This is a genomic window from Pseudarthrobacter adonitolis, from assembly GCF_055412845.1.
This window is the reverse complement of sequence record NZ_JBVAYW010000002.1, coordinates 1-14,939: the sequence shown is the minus strand read 5'-3', so window position 1 is coordinate 14,939 and position 14,939 is coordinate 1. Positions and strand designations below refer to the sequence as shown.

17 protein-coding genes and 1 pseudogene are annotated in these 14,939 nt (G+C 66.0%); 11 read left to right on the top strand and 7 right to left on the bottom strand.

Going from position 1 to position 14,939, the window contains the following annotated elements; genetic code table 11:
- The first annotated feature begins 72 nt into the window (after nucleotides 1-72).
- Nucleotides 73-693 (top strand): L-threonylcarbamoyladenylate synthase, encoded by a 621-nt coding sequence (locus ACZYZ4_RS02610; protein WP_463857936.1) that lies wholly within the window; start codon nucleotides 73-75, stop codon nucleotides 691-693.
- Between the two features lie 17 nt (nucleotides 694-710).
- On the opposite strand, the gene ligD is transcribed toward ACZYZ4_RS02610, so the two are convergent.
- Nucleotides 711-1,733 carry a non-homologous end-joining DNA ligase gene (gene ligD, locus ACZYZ4_RS02605; RefSeq protein WP_463857934.1) on the bottom strand — a complete coding sequence of 341 codons (1,023 nt, stop codon included), beginning with the start codon at nucleotides 1,731-1,733 and terminating at the stop codon, nucleotides 711-713.
- Between the two features lie 9 nt (nucleotides 1,734-1,742).
- Nucleotides 1,743-2,288 (bottom strand): DedA family protein, encoded by a 546-nt coding sequence (locus ACZYZ4_RS02600; protein ID WP_463857933.1) that lies wholly within the window; start codon nucleotides 2,286-2,288, stop codon nucleotides 1,743-1,745.
- Nucleotides 2,289-2,297: 9 nt separating this feature from the next.
- Here ACZYZ4_RS02600 and ACZYZ4_RS02595 point away from each other — a divergent pair, with 9 nt between their 5' ends.
- The gene (locus ACZYZ4_RS02595) at nucleotides 2,298-2,975 is read left to right on the top strand and encodes an alpha/beta hydrolase family protein (protein WP_463857932.1); all 678 of its coding nucleotides are present in this window, start codon (nucleotides 2,298-2,300) and stop codon (nucleotides 2,973-2,975) included.
- A 9-nt stretch (nucleotides 2,976-2,984) separates the two neighbouring features.
- Here the strand turns inward: ACZYZ4_RS02595 and ACZYZ4_RS02590 are convergent, their stop codons facing one another.
- Both ACZYZ4_RS02590 and hrpB read right to left on the bottom strand, forming a co-directional pair.
- Nucleotides 2,985-3,137: a hypothetical protein gene (locus ACZYZ4_RS02590; protein WP_463857930.1), complete on the bottom strand. Its 153-nt coding sequence runs from the start codon at nucleotides 3,135-3,137 to the stop codon at nucleotides 2,985-2,987.
- A 173-nt stretch (nucleotides 3,138-3,310) separates the two neighbouring features.
- The gene (gene hrpB / locus ACZYZ4_RS02585; RefSeq protein WP_463857928.1) at nucleotides 3,311-6,061 is read right to left on the bottom strand and encodes an ATP-dependent helicase HrpB; all 2,751 of its coding nucleotides are present in this window, start codon (nucleotides 6,059-6,061) and stop codon (nucleotides 3,311-3,313) included.
- Between the two features lie 95 nt (nucleotides 6,062-6,156).
- Between hrpB and ACZYZ4_RS02580 the strand changes: the two genes are divergently transcribed.
- Nucleotides 6,157-6,417 carry a hypothetical protein gene (locus tag ACZYZ4_RS02580; protein WP_463858607.1) on the top strand — a complete coding sequence of 87 codons (261 nt, stop codon included), beginning with the start codon at nucleotides 6,157-6,159 and terminating at the stop codon, nucleotides 6,415-6,417.
- Nucleotides 6,418-6,480: 63 nt separating this feature from the next.
- Here the strand turns inward: ACZYZ4_RS02580 and ggt are convergent, their stop codons facing one another.
- Entirely contained in the window at nucleotides 6,481-8,328 is a 1,848-nt protein-coding gene (gene ggt, locus ACZYZ4_RS02575) for a gamma-glutamyltransferase (RefSeq protein ID WP_463857926.1), read from the bottom strand.
- A gap of 244 nt (nucleotides 8,329-8,572) precedes the next feature.
- Here ggt and ACZYZ4_RS02570 point away from each other — a divergent pair, with 244 nt between their 5' ends.
- The 6 genes from ACZYZ4_RS02570 to ACZYZ4_RS02545 all read left to right on the top strand — a co-directional run bounded on the left by ACZYZ4_RS02570 (nucleotide 8,573) and on the right by ACZYZ4_RS02545 (nucleotide 10,973).
- Nucleotides 8,573-8,950 (top strand): DUF4158 domain-containing protein, encoded by a 378-nt coding sequence (locus tag ACZYZ4_RS02570; RefSeq protein WP_463857924.1) that lies wholly within the window; start codon nucleotides 8,573-8,575, stop codon nucleotides 8,948-8,950.
- Entirely contained in the window at nucleotides 8,913-9,146 is a 234-nt protein-coding gene (locus tag ACZYZ4_RS02565; RefSeq protein ID WP_463857922.1) for a DUF4158 domain-containing protein, read from the top strand. Before ACZYZ4_RS02570 ends, ACZYZ4_RS02565 begins: the two co-directional genes overlap by 38 nt.
- A 52-nt stretch (nucleotides 9,147-9,198) precedes the next feature.
- Nucleotides 9,199-9,378, top strand: coding sequence for a CsbD family protein (locus ACZYZ4_RS02560; RefSeq protein ID WP_463857920.1), 180 nt, complete (start codon nucleotides 9,199-9,201; stop codon nucleotides 9,376-9,378).
- Nucleotides 9,379-9,525: 147 nt separating this feature from the next.
- Nucleotides 9,526-10,062, top strand: coding sequence for a hypothetical protein (locus ACZYZ4_RS02555; RefSeq protein WP_463857918.1), 537 nt, complete (start codon nucleotides 9,526-9,528; stop codon nucleotides 10,060-10,062).
- A 384-nt stretch (nucleotides 10,063-10,446) separates the two neighbouring features.
- Nucleotides 10,447-10,914: an ANTAR domain-containing protein gene (locus tag ACZYZ4_RS02550; protein ID WP_463857916.1), complete on the top strand. Its 468-nt coding sequence runs from the start codon at nucleotides 10,447-10,449 to the stop codon at nucleotides 10,912-10,914.
- Complete coding sequence (locus ACZYZ4_RS02545; protein WP_463858605.1) at nucleotides 10,866-10,973, top strand: hypothetical protein; 108 nt, start codon at nucleotides 10,866-10,868, stop codon at nucleotides 10,971-10,973. The genes ACZYZ4_RS02550 and ACZYZ4_RS02545 overlap by 49 nt, the downstream gene beginning before the upstream one ends.
- A gap of 923 nt (nucleotides 10,974-11,896) precedes the next feature.
- Here the strand turns inward: ACZYZ4_RS02545 and ACZYZ4_RS02540 are convergent.
- Nucleotides 11,897-12,082, bottom strand: a pseudogene (locus tag ACZYZ4_RS02540) (transposase); the annotation flags it as partial.
- A 339-nt stretch (nucleotides 12,083-12,421) separates the two neighbouring features.
- On the opposite strand from ACZYZ4_RS02540, the gene ACZYZ4_RS02535 reads away from it, so the two are divergent.
- Nucleotides 12,422-12,790 carry a YegP family protein gene (locus tag ACZYZ4_RS02535; protein WP_463857915.1) on the top strand — a complete coding sequence of 123 codons (369 nt, stop codon included), beginning with the start codon at nucleotides 12,422-12,424 and terminating at the stop codon, nucleotides 12,788-12,790.
- An 82-nt stretch (nucleotides 12,791-12,872) separates the two neighbouring features.
- Nucleotides 12,873-13,151 (top strand): cupin domain-containing protein, encoded by a 279-nt coding sequence (locus tag ACZYZ4_RS02530; protein ID WP_463857913.1) that lies wholly within the window; start codon nucleotides 12,873-12,875, stop codon nucleotides 13,149-13,151.
- A gap of 417 nt (nucleotides 13,152-13,568) precedes the next feature.
- On the opposite strand, the gene ACZYZ4_RS02525 is transcribed toward ACZYZ4_RS02530, so the two are convergent.
- On the bottom strand, nucleotides 13,569-13,784 hold the full coding sequence (locus ACZYZ4_RS02525) for a hypothetical protein (protein WP_354191472.1): 216 nt from the start codon (nucleotides 13,782-13,784) through the stop codon (nucleotides 13,569-13,571).
- Between the last annotated feature and the right edge of the window lie 1,155 nt (nucleotides 13,785-14,939).

Genomic DNA, 14,939 nt, shown 5'->3' with positions numbered 1-14,939 from the left:
GGCATCGGCGTTGTGCGCACGGAGCGGTGCCTGTCTGCTGACCAGGGCGGCAATTGTCGTAGGCTCAGGAGCATGGCCAGATACTTTGATGTTCACCCCCAGGATCCCCAGCCTCGCGCCATCACGCAGGCCGTGAAGATCGTGCTCGACGGCGGGCTGATCGCCTACCCGACGGACTCCTGCTACGCCCTCGGAGCCCTGCTGGGCAACAAGGATGCGCTGGACCGGATCCGGAATATCCGCAGGCTCGACAACAAGCACCACTTCACGCTGGTGTGCAAGGACTTCGCCCAGCTGGGCCAGTTCGTGAACATCGGCAACGATGTCTTCCGCGCCATTAAGGCCGTCACCCCCGGAAGCTACACGTTTATCCTGCCTGCCACCAAGGAAGTCCCGCGCCGGCTGCTGCACCCGAAGAAAAAGACGGTGGGCGTTCGGATCCCGGACAACCGGGTGGTCCAAGCACTGCTGGCCGGGCTTGGCGAACCGCTGCTCTCCAGCACTTTGCTTCTGCCCGATGAGGAAGACCCGCTGACCCAGGGCTGGGAAATCAAGGAACGCCTCGAACACGAGGTGGACGCCGTCATCGATTCCGGCGACTGCGGGGCAGAGCCCACCACGGTGATCGACTATTCCAGCGGAGTGGCCGAGGTGGTCCGGCGCGGCACCGGGGACCCGTCCCGGTTCGAGTAGCCCGGGCTCGAACGGACTCAGTCCTGCTTGCGGGCCCGGCTCGGCTGCACCCGCGGGGGCTCACCGGGCATCTTCGGGTAGTCCGGCGGGAAGGGCAGCTCGCCGAGGCCGGCCTTGAGGTCCCGCTCCCACCAACCCAACAGCACATCGATGGTGCCCGGATGCGCCTTCATGTCTGACCAGGGATCGCCCAGGGTCCTGAGCCGTTCCGGGACCGTCAGGATGGTGAAGTTCTTGGGATCCGCGCTGCCCAGTTCGTCCCAGGTAATGGGGCAGGAGACCGGCGCATGGGCCAGCGCGCGGGGGCTGTACGCGCCGGCGATGGTGCGGTCCCGGTTCGCCTGGTTGAAGTCCAGGAACACCTTAACGCCCCGTTCCTCCTTCCACCAGGCCGTGGTCACTTTGTCCGGCATCCGCCGCTCCAGCTCGCGGGCCGCGGCGATCACGGCATGGCGGACGTCCAGGAATTCGTGAGTGGGCTCGATGGGCGCGTAGACGTGCAGGCCGCGGTTCCCCGACGTCTTGATGAACGAGTCCAGCCCGGCCTCCGCCAGCACGTCTTTCAGCCCCAGGGCAGCCGGGACGGCGTCGTCGAAGTCTGTTCCCGGCTGCGGGTCAAGGTCAATGCGCAGCTGGTCAGGGCTATCGGTGTTTTCCACATGTGACGGCCACGGATGGAACACCACCGTATTCATCTGCACCGCCCATACTGCCGCGGCCGGTTCGTCAAGGACCAGCATGGGGTGCGAGCGTGCGCTCGGAAAGATCACTTTCACCGAACGGATGAAGTCCGGGGTTCCCTTGGGCGGGTTCTTGGAGAAGAACTGGTCCCCCGCGACGTTTTCCGAGAACCTCTGCAGCGCCACCGGCCGGTCACCGTTCGCGGCAATGAACGCCTCCCCCACATCCACCATGTAGCGTGCGAGGTCCAGCTTGGTCAGACCCAGCTCCGGCCAGAGCACCCTGCTGGGGCTGGAAATGCGCATCTCGCGTTCGCCGTGCGGTCCCGGGACAGTGAGGGTGGTCTGTTCGCTCGCCATGGGGACAACCTACCCTGTGCCGCCCGCGGGGTCAGCACCCGCCCACCCCTCGGCAAACACAAGAGATTGGACCCGGACGCTCGCCCGCCGTACTGTTGCGGCCACCAGCAACTGGAGCTCCCCGGCGTACTTCTCCACGAGCTGCCAGTTCGTACCGAGAAAATATCCGGCCAGGATCAGGACCGTGTTCCAGATGAGGCCGACGGCGAGCGTCAGGCCCAGGAAGCGCCACAGCGGCATCCTGTCAATGCCGACGGCCACGAGGGGAATCCTGCCGATCAGCGCCCGGGTCCTGTCCCGTCCGAGCCATCCGCCAAGGACGTTGAGCACGTACGCCCCCAGGAGTGACCCTGCCGTGGTCCACAGGAGGGCGTCCAGCAGACTGAAGCCACCGCGGCTGGCGATGAAGCCGGCGAGCAGAAGGACGGCCTGCCCACTCTCCGGCCACTGGCTGTCCCTGCGCTGTCGCCCTGCTTTGCCCCACCTGGGCAGGCAACCAGTGCCGCGCCTGCGCAGCCAACCGCCGCCCCCCGAAGTACGGAAGGAATCCGGCATGATAGATCCATGACTGTCTCAGAGTCCGCCCTAACTATCGCCGTGGGCGGCGTCGGCGTTTCCGCTGCCTATGCCCGTCCCGAGCATGCGTTCGCCACCCTAGTGGTGGCGCACGGGGCCGGGGCGGGCATGGAGCACCCCTTCCTGAGCGGGTTCACCCGGGCATTGAACGACGACGGCGTTGCCACCTTGCGCTTCAACTTCCCCTACCGCGAGGCCGGCCGGAAATTCCCGGACCGGCCGCCGGCAGCCATCGCCGCCTGGCGCGCCGCCATGCATGAAGCCACGCGGCGAGGGGCGGAGCACAGTGATACCGGACCGGTGTGGGCGGCCGGCAAATCGTTCGGCGGCCGGATGGCGTCCATGGCCGTTGCCGAGGGAATGGATAGTGCCGGACTCGTCTACCTCGGCTATCCCCTCCACCCGCCCGGCAAACCGGAAAAGCTCCGGGACGAGCACCTCTACGGGCTCACGCTCCCCATGTTGTTCCTGCAAGGCACCCGCGACACCTTCGCGACGCCGGATCTGCTGGAGGGTGTGGTCTCCCGGATCGGCCCGTCCGCTGTCCTTGACTGGATCGACGGCGGTGACCACTCCTTCGCCGTCGCAGGAAAGAAGCGCGACGCTACAGAGATCGGAGCGTCGCTGGCGCCTGCGGTGGCGGAGTTCATGCGGCGCCGCGGCTGACCGGTTCGGCTACGCGGCGTCCTCGTGCCACCAGCCTTCCCAGGCGGTGGAGGTCAGCCGACCGGTGGGGAAATCGGTCTTCCCGATCCCGACATTGTGCGGGCGGCTGTCCTCTCCGCGGCCGGCGTCAAACAGGAGGTTCAGGCTACTCAAAAGCAACATTATTGTGTCCTTCCGTGTGGTGGTCTGGACCACGTTGTCCAAGTAGGAACGAGCCTAACCGCGCCATGTTTCAGCGCGTCGACGCAACGTTTCGGCCGCGTGTCGGGCATCTCACCTGCGCAACCAACCAATCACCTGAACGTCCGGAGAAAGAACCCCCGGACGGGCCGTCGCTACATGCGGGCCTTGGTCCGTGCAGTCGGCTGCGCCGTCCAGGGATCCTCCGGCCAGGGATGCCTGGGATAGCGGCCCCGCATCTCGGACCGCACCTGCGCGTACGGCCCGGACCAGAACGACGCCAGGTCGCCCGTCACAGCGAGCGGCCGCCTCGCGGGTGACAGCAGGTGGAAGAGGACAGGAACCCTGCCGTCCACCAGCCGCGGCGTCTCAGCCCAGCCAAAGCACTCCTGCAGCTTGACCGCGACAACCGGCCGGCCGGCGTCGTCCGCGCCTGCCTGCCCGGGTCCTGCCGGGTCCGGCGCGACGGAGCCTGACCCGGCTTTGTCGGAAACGTCGGGGTAGTCGATCCGCACCATGGATCCGCTCGGCACTTTCAGCGCCTCCGGTGCCAGCTCCGCCAGGCGGACCGCCTCGGGCCAGGGCAGCAGCCGCCGCAAGGGGTCGGTGAGGTCGATGCTGTTGGTGGTGGCGCCGCCGGCCAGTGCCTCAAGCTCCGGTCCCAGCCAGGAGTCCAGCCTCGCCAGCAGGGACGGTTCGGAAACATCGGGCCACGGCTCACCCAGTTCGCGGCGCAGCAAGGCGAGGCGGCGGCGCAAGGCGTCAGCCGCCGTCGACCATCCGATGGTGGCCAGTCCCTCCTTGGCGAGGGCGCGAGCCACGGCGGCACGGCCGGCCTCGGCGGAGGGGCGGACGGGGGTGGAGGACAGGCTGATGGCACCCAGCCGGCGTTCCCGCCTGGCCTTCACCCGGCCCTGGCTGAACTGCGCTTCTACCGTGTCGGTCAGGAGGTGCCCGGCGGCCGCCTCGGCGGCGTCGGCGCTCAGCGGCGCGGCGGACCGGATCACTGCGCCGGTGCCGGCGGCGTCCCGGCCGGCGGCGCGCGAAACTTCCGCCACGGCCAGCCACTCATGTCCGGTAAGCGGACTGCCCGCCGGTAACCCCGCGCGTGTGCCGGACGACAGCAGGTACCGCGCCGGGCCATCGCCCGGGACGCGACGGGCCACGCGGTCCGGGAACGCCAAAGCGACGACGACGCCCACCGCCTCCGCCGCGGTCACCGGTGCGTCGGTTGCCAGGGCGGCGACGACTGGCAGGCCGACGGCGGCGGCCTCTTTCCGCGCGATTGTCTCCAGCCGGCGGACGTCCTCCGCCCAGCGCCTGGCGGCGGGGTCCTTTCCGGTGCGCAGGGCGGTCAGCAGCCGCGTGAGGTCGGCCCCTGGGGCCCGCTGGTCCCCCGCCACGAGTGCCACGGCTTCCGCTGCGGCGCGGTGACCTACGGCCGCGGCGCCGTCGAGCAGTGCGCGGGCCAGCCGGGGATCGGACGGGACCCTTGCCAGCGTCCGGCCCAGCTTGGTGGCGTGCCCGTCGTGGGCCACGGCTCCGAGTTCGCGCAGCACCTCAACAGCCTCGCCCATGGCTGCCGCGGGAGGTGCATCCGGAAGCGCCAGCCCGGCGCCGCCCGGTGCTCCCCAGCAGGCCAGGACCAGCGCAGCACCGGTCAGGTCCGCGACGGCGATCTCGGGCGTCACATGCGCCGGCGCGGCACCATAAGTCCGCTGGTCGTAGCAGCGCACCACCCGGCCCGGACCCTGCCGCGCGGCCCGTCCAGCCCGCTGTTCTGCTGAGGCCCGGGAGCAGGAAACAGTCACCAGCCCGGACATGCCGCGGCTTGCGTCGCGGCGGGGTTCGCGGGTCAGCCCGGAATCGATCACCAGCCGCACACCGGGGACGGTCAGGGATGATTCAGCCAAGTCCGTGGACACGATGATCCGTGCAGGGCCGCCCGGCCGGCGCCCTGACACGGCCTGGTCCTGTTCGGCAGGGCTCACCTGGCCGTGGAGTTCGAGCACCTCGGTTCCGGGGGCCGCCCGGCCGCGGAGTCGGGCCGCCACATAGGAGACCTCCCAGGCACCAGGGACAAACACCAGAGCGTCGGTGCCCGCGTCCTGCGCCACCGCAGCGGTGTGGACCTGCGCGGCCGTATCTGCCACGTGGTCCAGGAACCCGCGCGCGACCCCACGGTCGTCCAGCCGCGGCAAGGCGGCGGGCACCCACTCCACCTCCAGGGGGTACAGCGCTGAGGGGCAGTCGACGACGGGAGCCGGCCCGCCGCCGTCGGCCGCTGTCCCTGCATTCCCGGCTGCGCCCCCGATCAGGGCGGCGAAGCGGGGCGCGTCCAGTGTGGCGGACATGGCCACCAAGGTGAGGTCGCCGCGCAGCTGGCGCACTTCGGTGAGCAAGCCCAGCAGCAGGTCGGTTTCGAGGCCGCGTTCGTGGACCTCGTCCAGGATGACCGCGCCGGTGCTCTCCAGGCCGGGATCGTCGAGCAGACGCCGCAGCAGGATCCCGGGCGTAACAAACTCCACCAGGGTGGCAGGCCCGGCCTGGCGTTCACCGCGGACGGTGTACCCCACGCGGTCTCCGATCCGGCTGCCGTCCAGTGCGGCCAACCGGCGGGCGGCTGCGCGGGCGGCCACCCGCCGGGGCTGGGTGACCACCACGCGCCGGGCCTCCCTGGCGTGTCCCGTCAGGTTGGCGAGCAGCGGCGGGACAAGCGTTGTTTTGCCGGTGCCGGGCGGCGCCTGCACTACTGCCGTACCCGCCGCACCGCGGGCGCGCAGCACAGAGGACAACTCCCCGAGCGATTCTGCAAAGGCCAGACCGGTGCCGATGGCCGCCAGGTCAAAGGTGCCGGCGGCAGAGGTGCCCGGGGGGACGGCGGCGGAGTTGGCTGGCGATGTCACCCGTCCATTGTCGCCGCAATCCCCTACCGGCGTCAGCGTAGGTGCGGCGGGATAGGTCAGACTGGAGGTCGTCGACCATGAAAGCAGGACTTCCCTTGATCAACCTCCAGCAGGACTCCGCAGGCTTCATCCGCATGAAGAGGCACTTCCCGGCCAGTGCCGCCGTGACCGTCACGTTCAGCGACAGCTCCCAGGAGGTCTTCTCCGGCCGCCGCCTCAACGAGATCTACGATGACGCACTGGCCGTGTTCCGTGCCCAGAACCAGCTTGATGCCAAGGGTTTTTCCCGTGGTCCGCAGAAAAAGGTGCAAACCAGCATCGAGTTTGTGGCCGTCAGTCCCGGAATGAGCCAGTAACCCGGCCCACGGCAAACCCGGCCCGAACCCCAAGCGGCTCACGGCCCACTGGCGCAACCTGGCTCACCGCGACGGTATGACCACCATCGCCGAACCGCCGCCGCGCCTGGTGGGCTCGGCAACCGCGGTCATGCTCTTGCCGGGCCCAAACTCGATGGCTGTCGCGGCACCGATTTCGGCTGCCGACGTGAAGGCGTCCCCGGCGGCCGCCAACTTATGACCGTATGGTATCAAGGCGTCTCGATATTCCGTGATGAAGCCCGGCTCGGCCGTGACATTGGCGGTGTTGCGCTGGGATGCACGGGGTGCCTTGAGTGCCTCCAAAATGTTCATATCCAGATCCACCCTGTTGAGGATGGTCTGCAGCACCGTGGTGATAATGGTCGATCCGCCGGGGGAACCGAGCGCCAGGAACGGCTTTTCGTCCTTAAGGATGATGGTGGGCGACATCGAGGACCGTGGGCGCTTGCCGGGCTCGATCCGGTTCGGGTCGGTGGGGACATAGACGGTGGAGAAGTCGGTGAGTTCGTTGTTGAGCAGGAACCCGCGGCCGGGAACCACCATGCCGGAACCGCCGGTCTGCTCGATCGTGAGGGTGTACTCGACGACGTTCCCCCACTTGTCCGCGACGGTCAGGTTGGTCGTCGAGATGTTTTCGGTGTCCTTCTCGTCTGCGGCTGCCGCAGGCGTAACCTGGCACACGCCGTCGTACTCTGACACGTCCCCGGCCGGTACCGGCTTGGTTGCCGCCGTCCCGGAGTCAATGGCGCACGCCCGCTCCTTCCCAAACTGCGGATCGGTGAGGGCCTCGGTGGGGACGTCGACAAATGCGGGGTCGCCTACGTACTTGGCACGATCCGCGAAAGCGAGTGCGCTGGCCTCAAGGTAGTGGTGCAGGGCGTCCGGCGTGGTCATCTCACGGAGGTTGAATGGCGCCAGGATGTTCAGCGCTTCGCCGACTGTTGTGCCGCCGCTGCTGGACGGCGCCATGCCGTAGATGTCGTAGCCGCGGTACTCCACATGCGTGGGCTCCTGATCCAGCGTTCGGTATGCGGCGAGATCCGCCGTCGTCAGGTAGCCGGCCGGAACAGGCAGCGTGGTTGTGTCGCTCTTGGGCGGTGACTGGACCGTGGCGGCGATCTCCGCTGCGAGCGGGCCGCCGTAGAAGGCATCCGTTCCCTCCTTCGCGAGGAGCCGGTATGTCTTGGCGAGGTCCTGGTTATGGAAAATACTGCCGACGGCGGGCAGTTCGCCGCCGGGGAGGAACAGGCCGCTCGTGGCAGGGAATGCTTCGAAGCGCGCCCGGTTGTCATCCGTCTGCTGGCGGAAGGTTTCGTCTACCACAAAGCCACGGTGAGCCACCTTGATAGCAGGTGCGAGGGCCTCATCCAGGTCCAGCGTTCCCCACCGTTCCAAGGCCCGTTCCCACGTGGCCGGTGTTCCGGGGACTCCTACGGAGACACCACTGGTGACCAGTTCGGGGGTAAACCGGTATGGACTGCCTGCCGGGTTCGCAGGCGTGATGGTGGCGGGGTCGATGAACGCGTCGGTCGGCATCGTTGCCGGAGCCGTTTCGCGGCCATCGATGGTTCCCACGTCACCGGTCTTAGCGTCGTAGAACACAAAGTATCCGCCCCCGCCGATGCCGGCGCTGTAGGGCTCGGTCACACCCAGGGTCGCGGCCGCGGCGACGGCGGCATCCGCCGCATTGCCTCCGTCGCGCAGGACCTCGATCGCGGCAGCGGACGCCTCCGGGTCAACGGTGCTGACCGCCCCGCCGTACCCGGTGGCTGTCGGGGTTTTGTCGGTCGCCCGGGGGTCTGCGAACGCGGGACTGGTCACCGCCCCACCCGTTGCGCTCAAGGCCAGGATAGCCGTCACAGCAGCCAATTGGCGTCGCACACTAGGCATGATCTCTCCCAAGTCAGGGTGTTGCGCAGGGTGGGTTTGCGCCACGATACTCCGCGTGGTTGGGACTCTCAAGGCTCAACTTATTTGTGCCGAGGCGGGGTCTGAGGAGGATCGGTACGGAGATTCACGTTTAGGGGTCACGTAGCTGTTGAATTGGTCGCATGGCGGTCGATTTTCTGAGTGATGAGCAGGCCGCCGGGTTCGGCCGATCCCTGATCAGGTATCGCAGGAAGACCTGGAACGCTTGTGTTGGTTGGACGATAGCGATCTGTCGGTAGTCGGCCGCCGACGGGGGATGCACAACCGTCTGGGATTCGCTGTGCGACTGGCTACGGTGCGGATTGTGGGCCGGTTTCTGACTGATCCGTTGGCCGTTCCATGGCCCGTAGTGGAGTCCTTGGCCGGGCAGCTGGGTATTGCGGATGCTTCTGTTCCCAAGCTTTATGCGCGGCGGGGACAGGCCGGCTATGAGCATGCCGAGGAGATCTCTGCTGTTTATGGATACGTGGACTTCACAGATCCGGAGAAGAACGAGCAGCTGAAGCCGTTCCTGTCGGCTCGGGCCTGGACATCCACGGGGGCCGGTGCGCTTGTTCGAACGGGCGGTGGTCTGGTTGCGTGAGCGGAAAGTCCTTCTTCCTGGTAGCTCCACGTTGACGCGCCTGGTTGCAGAGGTCCGCGCCGAGGCGCTGGCCGGCTCTGGTTCATCGGGAGCACTGGATCAGTATCCTTCCGGTAGTTTGCCGGACGACGTGGGCATCGAACAGTCAACAGGTAGATCCGGGCCGGGAAATTTCCCATCCTACGGATATGATTGAGGGGCTAGCCCCCGGCATGTCCGTGGGGGTGCCAACCGTAGGGAGAAATGCCATGGGTTTGGGAGACAAAGCTCGCAACGCCGCCGAGAAGCTGCGTGGCAAGGGCAAAGAAACTGCCGGCGAAGCGACCGGGGATGACCGCCTCAAGGCCGAAGGCAAAGGCGATCAGGCCAAGTCCGACCTGAAGCAGGCCGGCGAGAAAATTAAGGACGCTTTCAAAAAGAAAGACTAGGGGGAGACCCACTGGTTCAGTGCCGGAAGAGCTTCGGAGGTCGGCGCTTGCGCCGGCCTCCCTAGTTTTTGGCGCGTCGCTGTTCCTGCCGCGAAGAGCCCGGGAAGTGTCCCACGGACACTAGTTTGCTGCTGTGGACGGCCGGTTGTGGTCGGGCTCGCGGCAGCGAAGTTTTCGGGTGATCGCTGGAAGCGGCAGAGGTTCGCCCCCGCCGGCTCAGCGGACTCCAGGCCACCATCAACATCACCTTCTCCGACGTGCGGAAAGCACCCGGCCAGCCGGAAAGGACCAGAACATGAACACAGCCGAACGTCTGAGCCGGCTGATCCAGGACATTCCGGAGTCACCGCCCTCTACCCTGCGGACCCCGCCTGGCAGCGGACCGCCGCCGGCATCGCAGACGCGATCACCGGCGCAGGCAGCCCCCCGGACGTTGCCGTCACCCTCAGCACGGACGGCACCGCCACGAACGTGCAGGTCAGGATCGGCGTGGACGCCGCCAGCCCGGCCCCGGCAGTTGCCCGCAGGGTCGCCGCCGCCATCCGGAAGGAACTGGCCACTCCCCCACCATCCACAGCCCCTCCACCCACAGCTACCGTGGAAGTGACGGTCCGAATCAGCCGGATAGCCCCGCAGGAACTCACACGCTCCGGCAGTCATCCGCTCGCCGGACACACCCTGTGACACCATGGAGGTCTTGTCAGCTGCGCCCGCGCCAGTCCACTGCAGCCCGTTACCGGGGGACGTAATCTGAAGTCTCCACCCGGCGGAGCGCCAACTGGCGGGTCCTCCCCGACCGAAAAGCTACCTGGCAGTCTGACCTAGGCTCTCCCAACCCGGGCTATATCTCCTACACCTCCGGTCACCGTCAGAATGGGCCTAGGCAGCGGTTCAAGAGATCCCGCCCAGACCGTGAAGAACCCCTGAAGGGACCTGATCAGGGATAAAGGGCCGGTGCCAACGGCGACGTGGACCCATCAGATCCCGCGGGCTGCTCCGAAGAGCCTCTACCGGCCCCACGGTCGGTGCCCTGACACCTCGGATCCTGCGGACATGAAAGGTTCAGACATGACACATCTTGCCGACCGGGCATTCTTCGCGGACTCCCACGGCAATGCCTGCCCCGGCGACGCCGGCAGGACTGATTTTCGGGAAGATGGCCACAAGGTCCTTCCTGATCTCAGCAGCAACACAGACACAGACCTAGAACTGGGGGTCCCTGCAGCGACTCGCACAGATGAGCAACGGCTCACGCTGCGCCCTGACACTCTTCGCACTCAAAAGAACCAATTCGGCCCCAAAACCATTGCCCGGGCCACGGCCTTCGCCGATGTCGCTTCCGAGAGCTTGCAGCTGGCCTTTGATGTCCGGGCTGCCCTCACATCAGCGGCCGATCTTCGTGCAGCTTTGGAAGGTCGGACCAGCATTGACATCGCCTGCGGTGTGATCATGGTCAGAACCGGTGTTCCTACGCTGAGGCGTTCGAGATTCTCGCCAGGGCATCCAGCCACCGGAACATCAAAGTCCGCGAAGTAGCCGAAAGCATCCTCCAGGCCCTGCCGGACGGCTCCCCCAGAACACATTTCGAACGATAACCAGCCTCTGTTATCAGTCCGCCTCCCCTAACCGCCCCGATCGTCAGAGCACAATATCCGGGACGGTCACACGACTCACGTCGCGGGTTTCTGCCGGAAATGTGCTCCGCCAGTCAGACGTCGTGTTAATGTTCCTTGTGGCGGGCCTCCTCCAGATGATGTTCCAATTTGTCCTCTGCGTCCCGTCGGCGCTGTCCGACGGTGCGCATTGACTGTTTGCCCGCTGAACCACCGGAACCGTCATGGTGGCGAGGCTCCTGAGGATTCCCATCCTGCTTCTCTGTCATACCGGCATCCTTCCACCGGGAATCCCAGTATGGAAGCCGCCACCCTCAGCCACATGCAACCGTCACCGGGGCCAAGGTCGGCCCTCCAGACCGGCTGCCCCCAGCGCTTTAACGCTCAGGCAAACTTCGGGGGCGAAATGCCGCCCTCAGGACCTGCGGGTAGGGTCCTCGTTTGGCGATGCCGGATCAGGAACGGGCAGGGGATTCGCGTCCGGACCCGGATGTGGCGGAACGGGAGACGTTGGATCAGGGGATCCTGGCCCCGGATCCGGATCCGGGAAGGGGCTGGGGGGAACGGGGGATGTCGGGTCTGGGGTTCCGGGCGGCGGAACGGGGCTGGATGGGATGGTCATAACATCTCCTTTCATCTGGCCGGTCTGGAGACTCCAGACTACTTCCGTGCTCCGCTAAAGAACAGGACGGCGCTGGGGTTCGCCACAACCGCCTCATGCTGTAGTTGCTCTCCCTGCATGAACAAGATCCCGAGTATCCAGCCACCAGCACAGAACTCAATTAAGTGGAAGCTGTTAGAGGCAGTCCCGGCTACGGACTACTCAACGCTCGTAGTCAAAGCCACTCACGAGACACAGATCGACATTTGCCGCGGCTTACTCGTTCGCCGCCGAACGGCTAGCCGCGCTGGTCGGTGGTCATCCGGGAAACGACCATGTGGTGGATGGCTGCGTTGGCGGCTCTGTCGCCGCCGTGGCTGAGCCTGTGCCGGGTGGTCTTCCCCGAGGAGGCGGGGATGGGGGCGGTGCCTGTCAGGGCAGCGAACTGGGCTTCGTTGGCGATGCGTTCGGGATTGTCTTTCATGGTGACCTTCGGCGCCAATGCCTTGCAGGCAGCATAAACAGACGGGTTTTCGGACAACCGAACCACCGTCATGCGCACTGCACGATCACGGACTTGGTCAGACCCTCTTTCGAAGTCGTAAGGTCAACAGTCACATCGACGCCGAAGCCGCCCGGTACTGGCCAGCCACCTTACTGTTCGAGTAGCTTGGGTTCAGACCGCCCTGTGGCATACCTCACAGAGCTCAGAGAACAGAACCACGCAGTACAGAATCCTTTCGACGGACCGAAGGCCGGGAAGCAACGCCGCATCCCGGACCCGACGAGAAAGCCGACGCGGCAACTTCCCGCGTCCAGGAGGACACCCATGACAGGCACATTCGAACTCTTCACCGACGAAAACACACACTTCAGGTTCAGGCTCACGGCCCCGGACGGGACCGTGATGGCCCTCTCCAGGCCATTCCCCGACAAGGCAGCCGCTGTCGCCGGCATCACCGCCGTCCGCGAATACGCCGGCATGGGCCTGATCACCGACCTCTGCCCCGACATCCCGCTCCACCAACCATCGGCCAACGCCCGGCACGCGACCCGGACCACTTCCCCGCGTTCCACCGCTCCACCCCCCTCTGCCCGTTTAGCCGGCGCGCTGCCACCCTGGACAGCCACCGGCACGCCCGCAAGGCCCGGACATGGTACACGCGGCCGCGACCCCCGCCGGCACAAGGCTGCCTGAACCGCGCCAGTGCAACTCCCCGGGCCAAGATGGATGGGTCCGGCTTGACCGCCTGGCGAACACAGCCAACACAGGAGAGACCATGGCCCTCAGTGAAACGCAGATCGAGAACGGCACCTTCCGGGTAACACGCTGGGAACTGGAACCAGGCGATGCGATCCCTGAGCACATGCACGAGCACGAGTACGTGGTCGTCCCCCTCACCGAGGGGACCCTGTGGGCGACGGCCCCGGACGGTGCCCAGACCGCCGTGGAGCTCAGCATCGGTCAAAGCTACGCCCGCCCCGCAGGAGCCACCCACACCGTGGAAAACCGCGGCACTGCCTGGATCATGTTCGTCGAAATCGAAAGGCTTTTCTAGCACTCCCTGGCCTGACCCGTGCCCCCGCTGACCCACCGTCCGTCGCGGGGCGGACTCTCAAACCGGGTCCCAAGTCCCGGCGGCCTATCGGCATGGGATCACAGCGGAAAGCATCAACGGAGAGGGTTGAGCCTGCCTTTCCCGGGAGCCCGCCGCTGCCTTCGACAGTGTGAGCGTGGGGGAACCACCGGGATCATCCTGTCGCTGTCCCCCACCCCCGGAACAGGGACGACTGCGTCGGTGCCGGACTGATGGGACACTCCGGCCGTCATCTTGGAGGCATGCTCCTGGTTTGGAGTCGGCTCTTTGTGCCGAAAGGCCGTCGGGTTCACATCGAGGCACGGACGGCCACAGCCTTAGCCGGACGGTCAGCCCACCGGTTGACCGGGTCACGGCCCGGAGGCTGCGGAGGTCTCCTCAGCGGGTATCTTCGATGTCTTCGGCTGCTTCGGCGGTCGCGTCCGGATCCTCTTCCGGCTCGAAGGTGTTCGGCTCCGTGCCCGCACCGAGCCCCACACCATCCGGTGAGCCGGGAATGGTGCCATCCCGGCCGAGGCCAGCAGGGCCCGTCAGCTTCCGGTCACTGGTGGAATCGTCGTCGCGGGGGTCTTTCCCTGCTTCATTCACGCTCATCGTCGTCTCCAGGATCCGCCTGCGGGTGGATCTTCACGGTAGCATTCCCGCGATGGAATAGTAAGCGTACTTCCGGTCCGCGTTCACCGCAGGATCGAGAGCAGCCCGGGTAGCCGGTGGCGCGTGTCGCATGACAAGTTCATAGCGTAAGGACGCAGCATGGCCAAGTCCTATGTGGGGGCAGTCTAGTGGGTGCGGGCGGATTCCTCCGGGAAATAGACAGCGGTATGGAGCCAAGAGCAAGTACAAACTTCTCGTGCCTTGACCGCCAATGGGCTGCCTGATCGACGTTCTTACTCCCACTCTGACAGCGTTATCCTGTGTTCCGGAGGCATCGCAGTCGGTGGCCAACCGACTCGCGCTACTCGTGGAACAGGGCATGCTTAAGTCCGAAACGGGCGCACCACCACGGCCTGACCTCAGGACCATTGTGGGCCGGTCAGGGTTCCTCTAAGAGCGCTTGAGCTGACAGCTCCAGGAGTCCTCGGAGGCGAGATTGATGCGGAATGTCGCGTTAGGCTCACACTATGAAGCCCCGGGCCGTAGTCGTGCTTGCCGTTGGTGCCCTAGCCACCGTGCTAGCTCTGGCCGTCCTGATCGGATTCATGCCTGGAATAAATCGCGCGTGTCCCGCAATTGGGTACGCGTATGTCGGCGATGTGGAGCTGGCCTTTTCCGGGCAGCCGGAGTCAGTATCGGCTTGTTTTGGGGAGGTATGCGCTCCTGAGGCCGTGACGCCATGTGATGGAAAATGGCTGGTGCCCCAGTCGCCGCCGTATCTGATCCCACCCGTTAGCGTCACGTCCATTTACGTCGAAGCCGTAGCCGCTTCGGGTGCCCGCATAGCCCGTACCCTGCCAATAGAAACGGAAGCAACCGGGGAGCGCCCCTACGGACCCCATTGCGGTGGACCTTTCACGTTCAAGCCTGTGCCCGTGCTCCTTAACTGAAGGCATCACTCTGGCTCGAATCTTTGAGCTGCCAGGGCTCGGGGTCTGCAGGACTATTTGCCACTGCAAAATCAACGGGAGTGTCCCGTTGAGGGTTCGGCGGATTCAGGCGGTCATTGCAACAGGAGTCCTTCGATCAGTTCGATCGGTTTTTTGAACTCTAGTCTTTTGCGTGGCCGGTCGTTGAGTTCCTGGGCAACCCAGT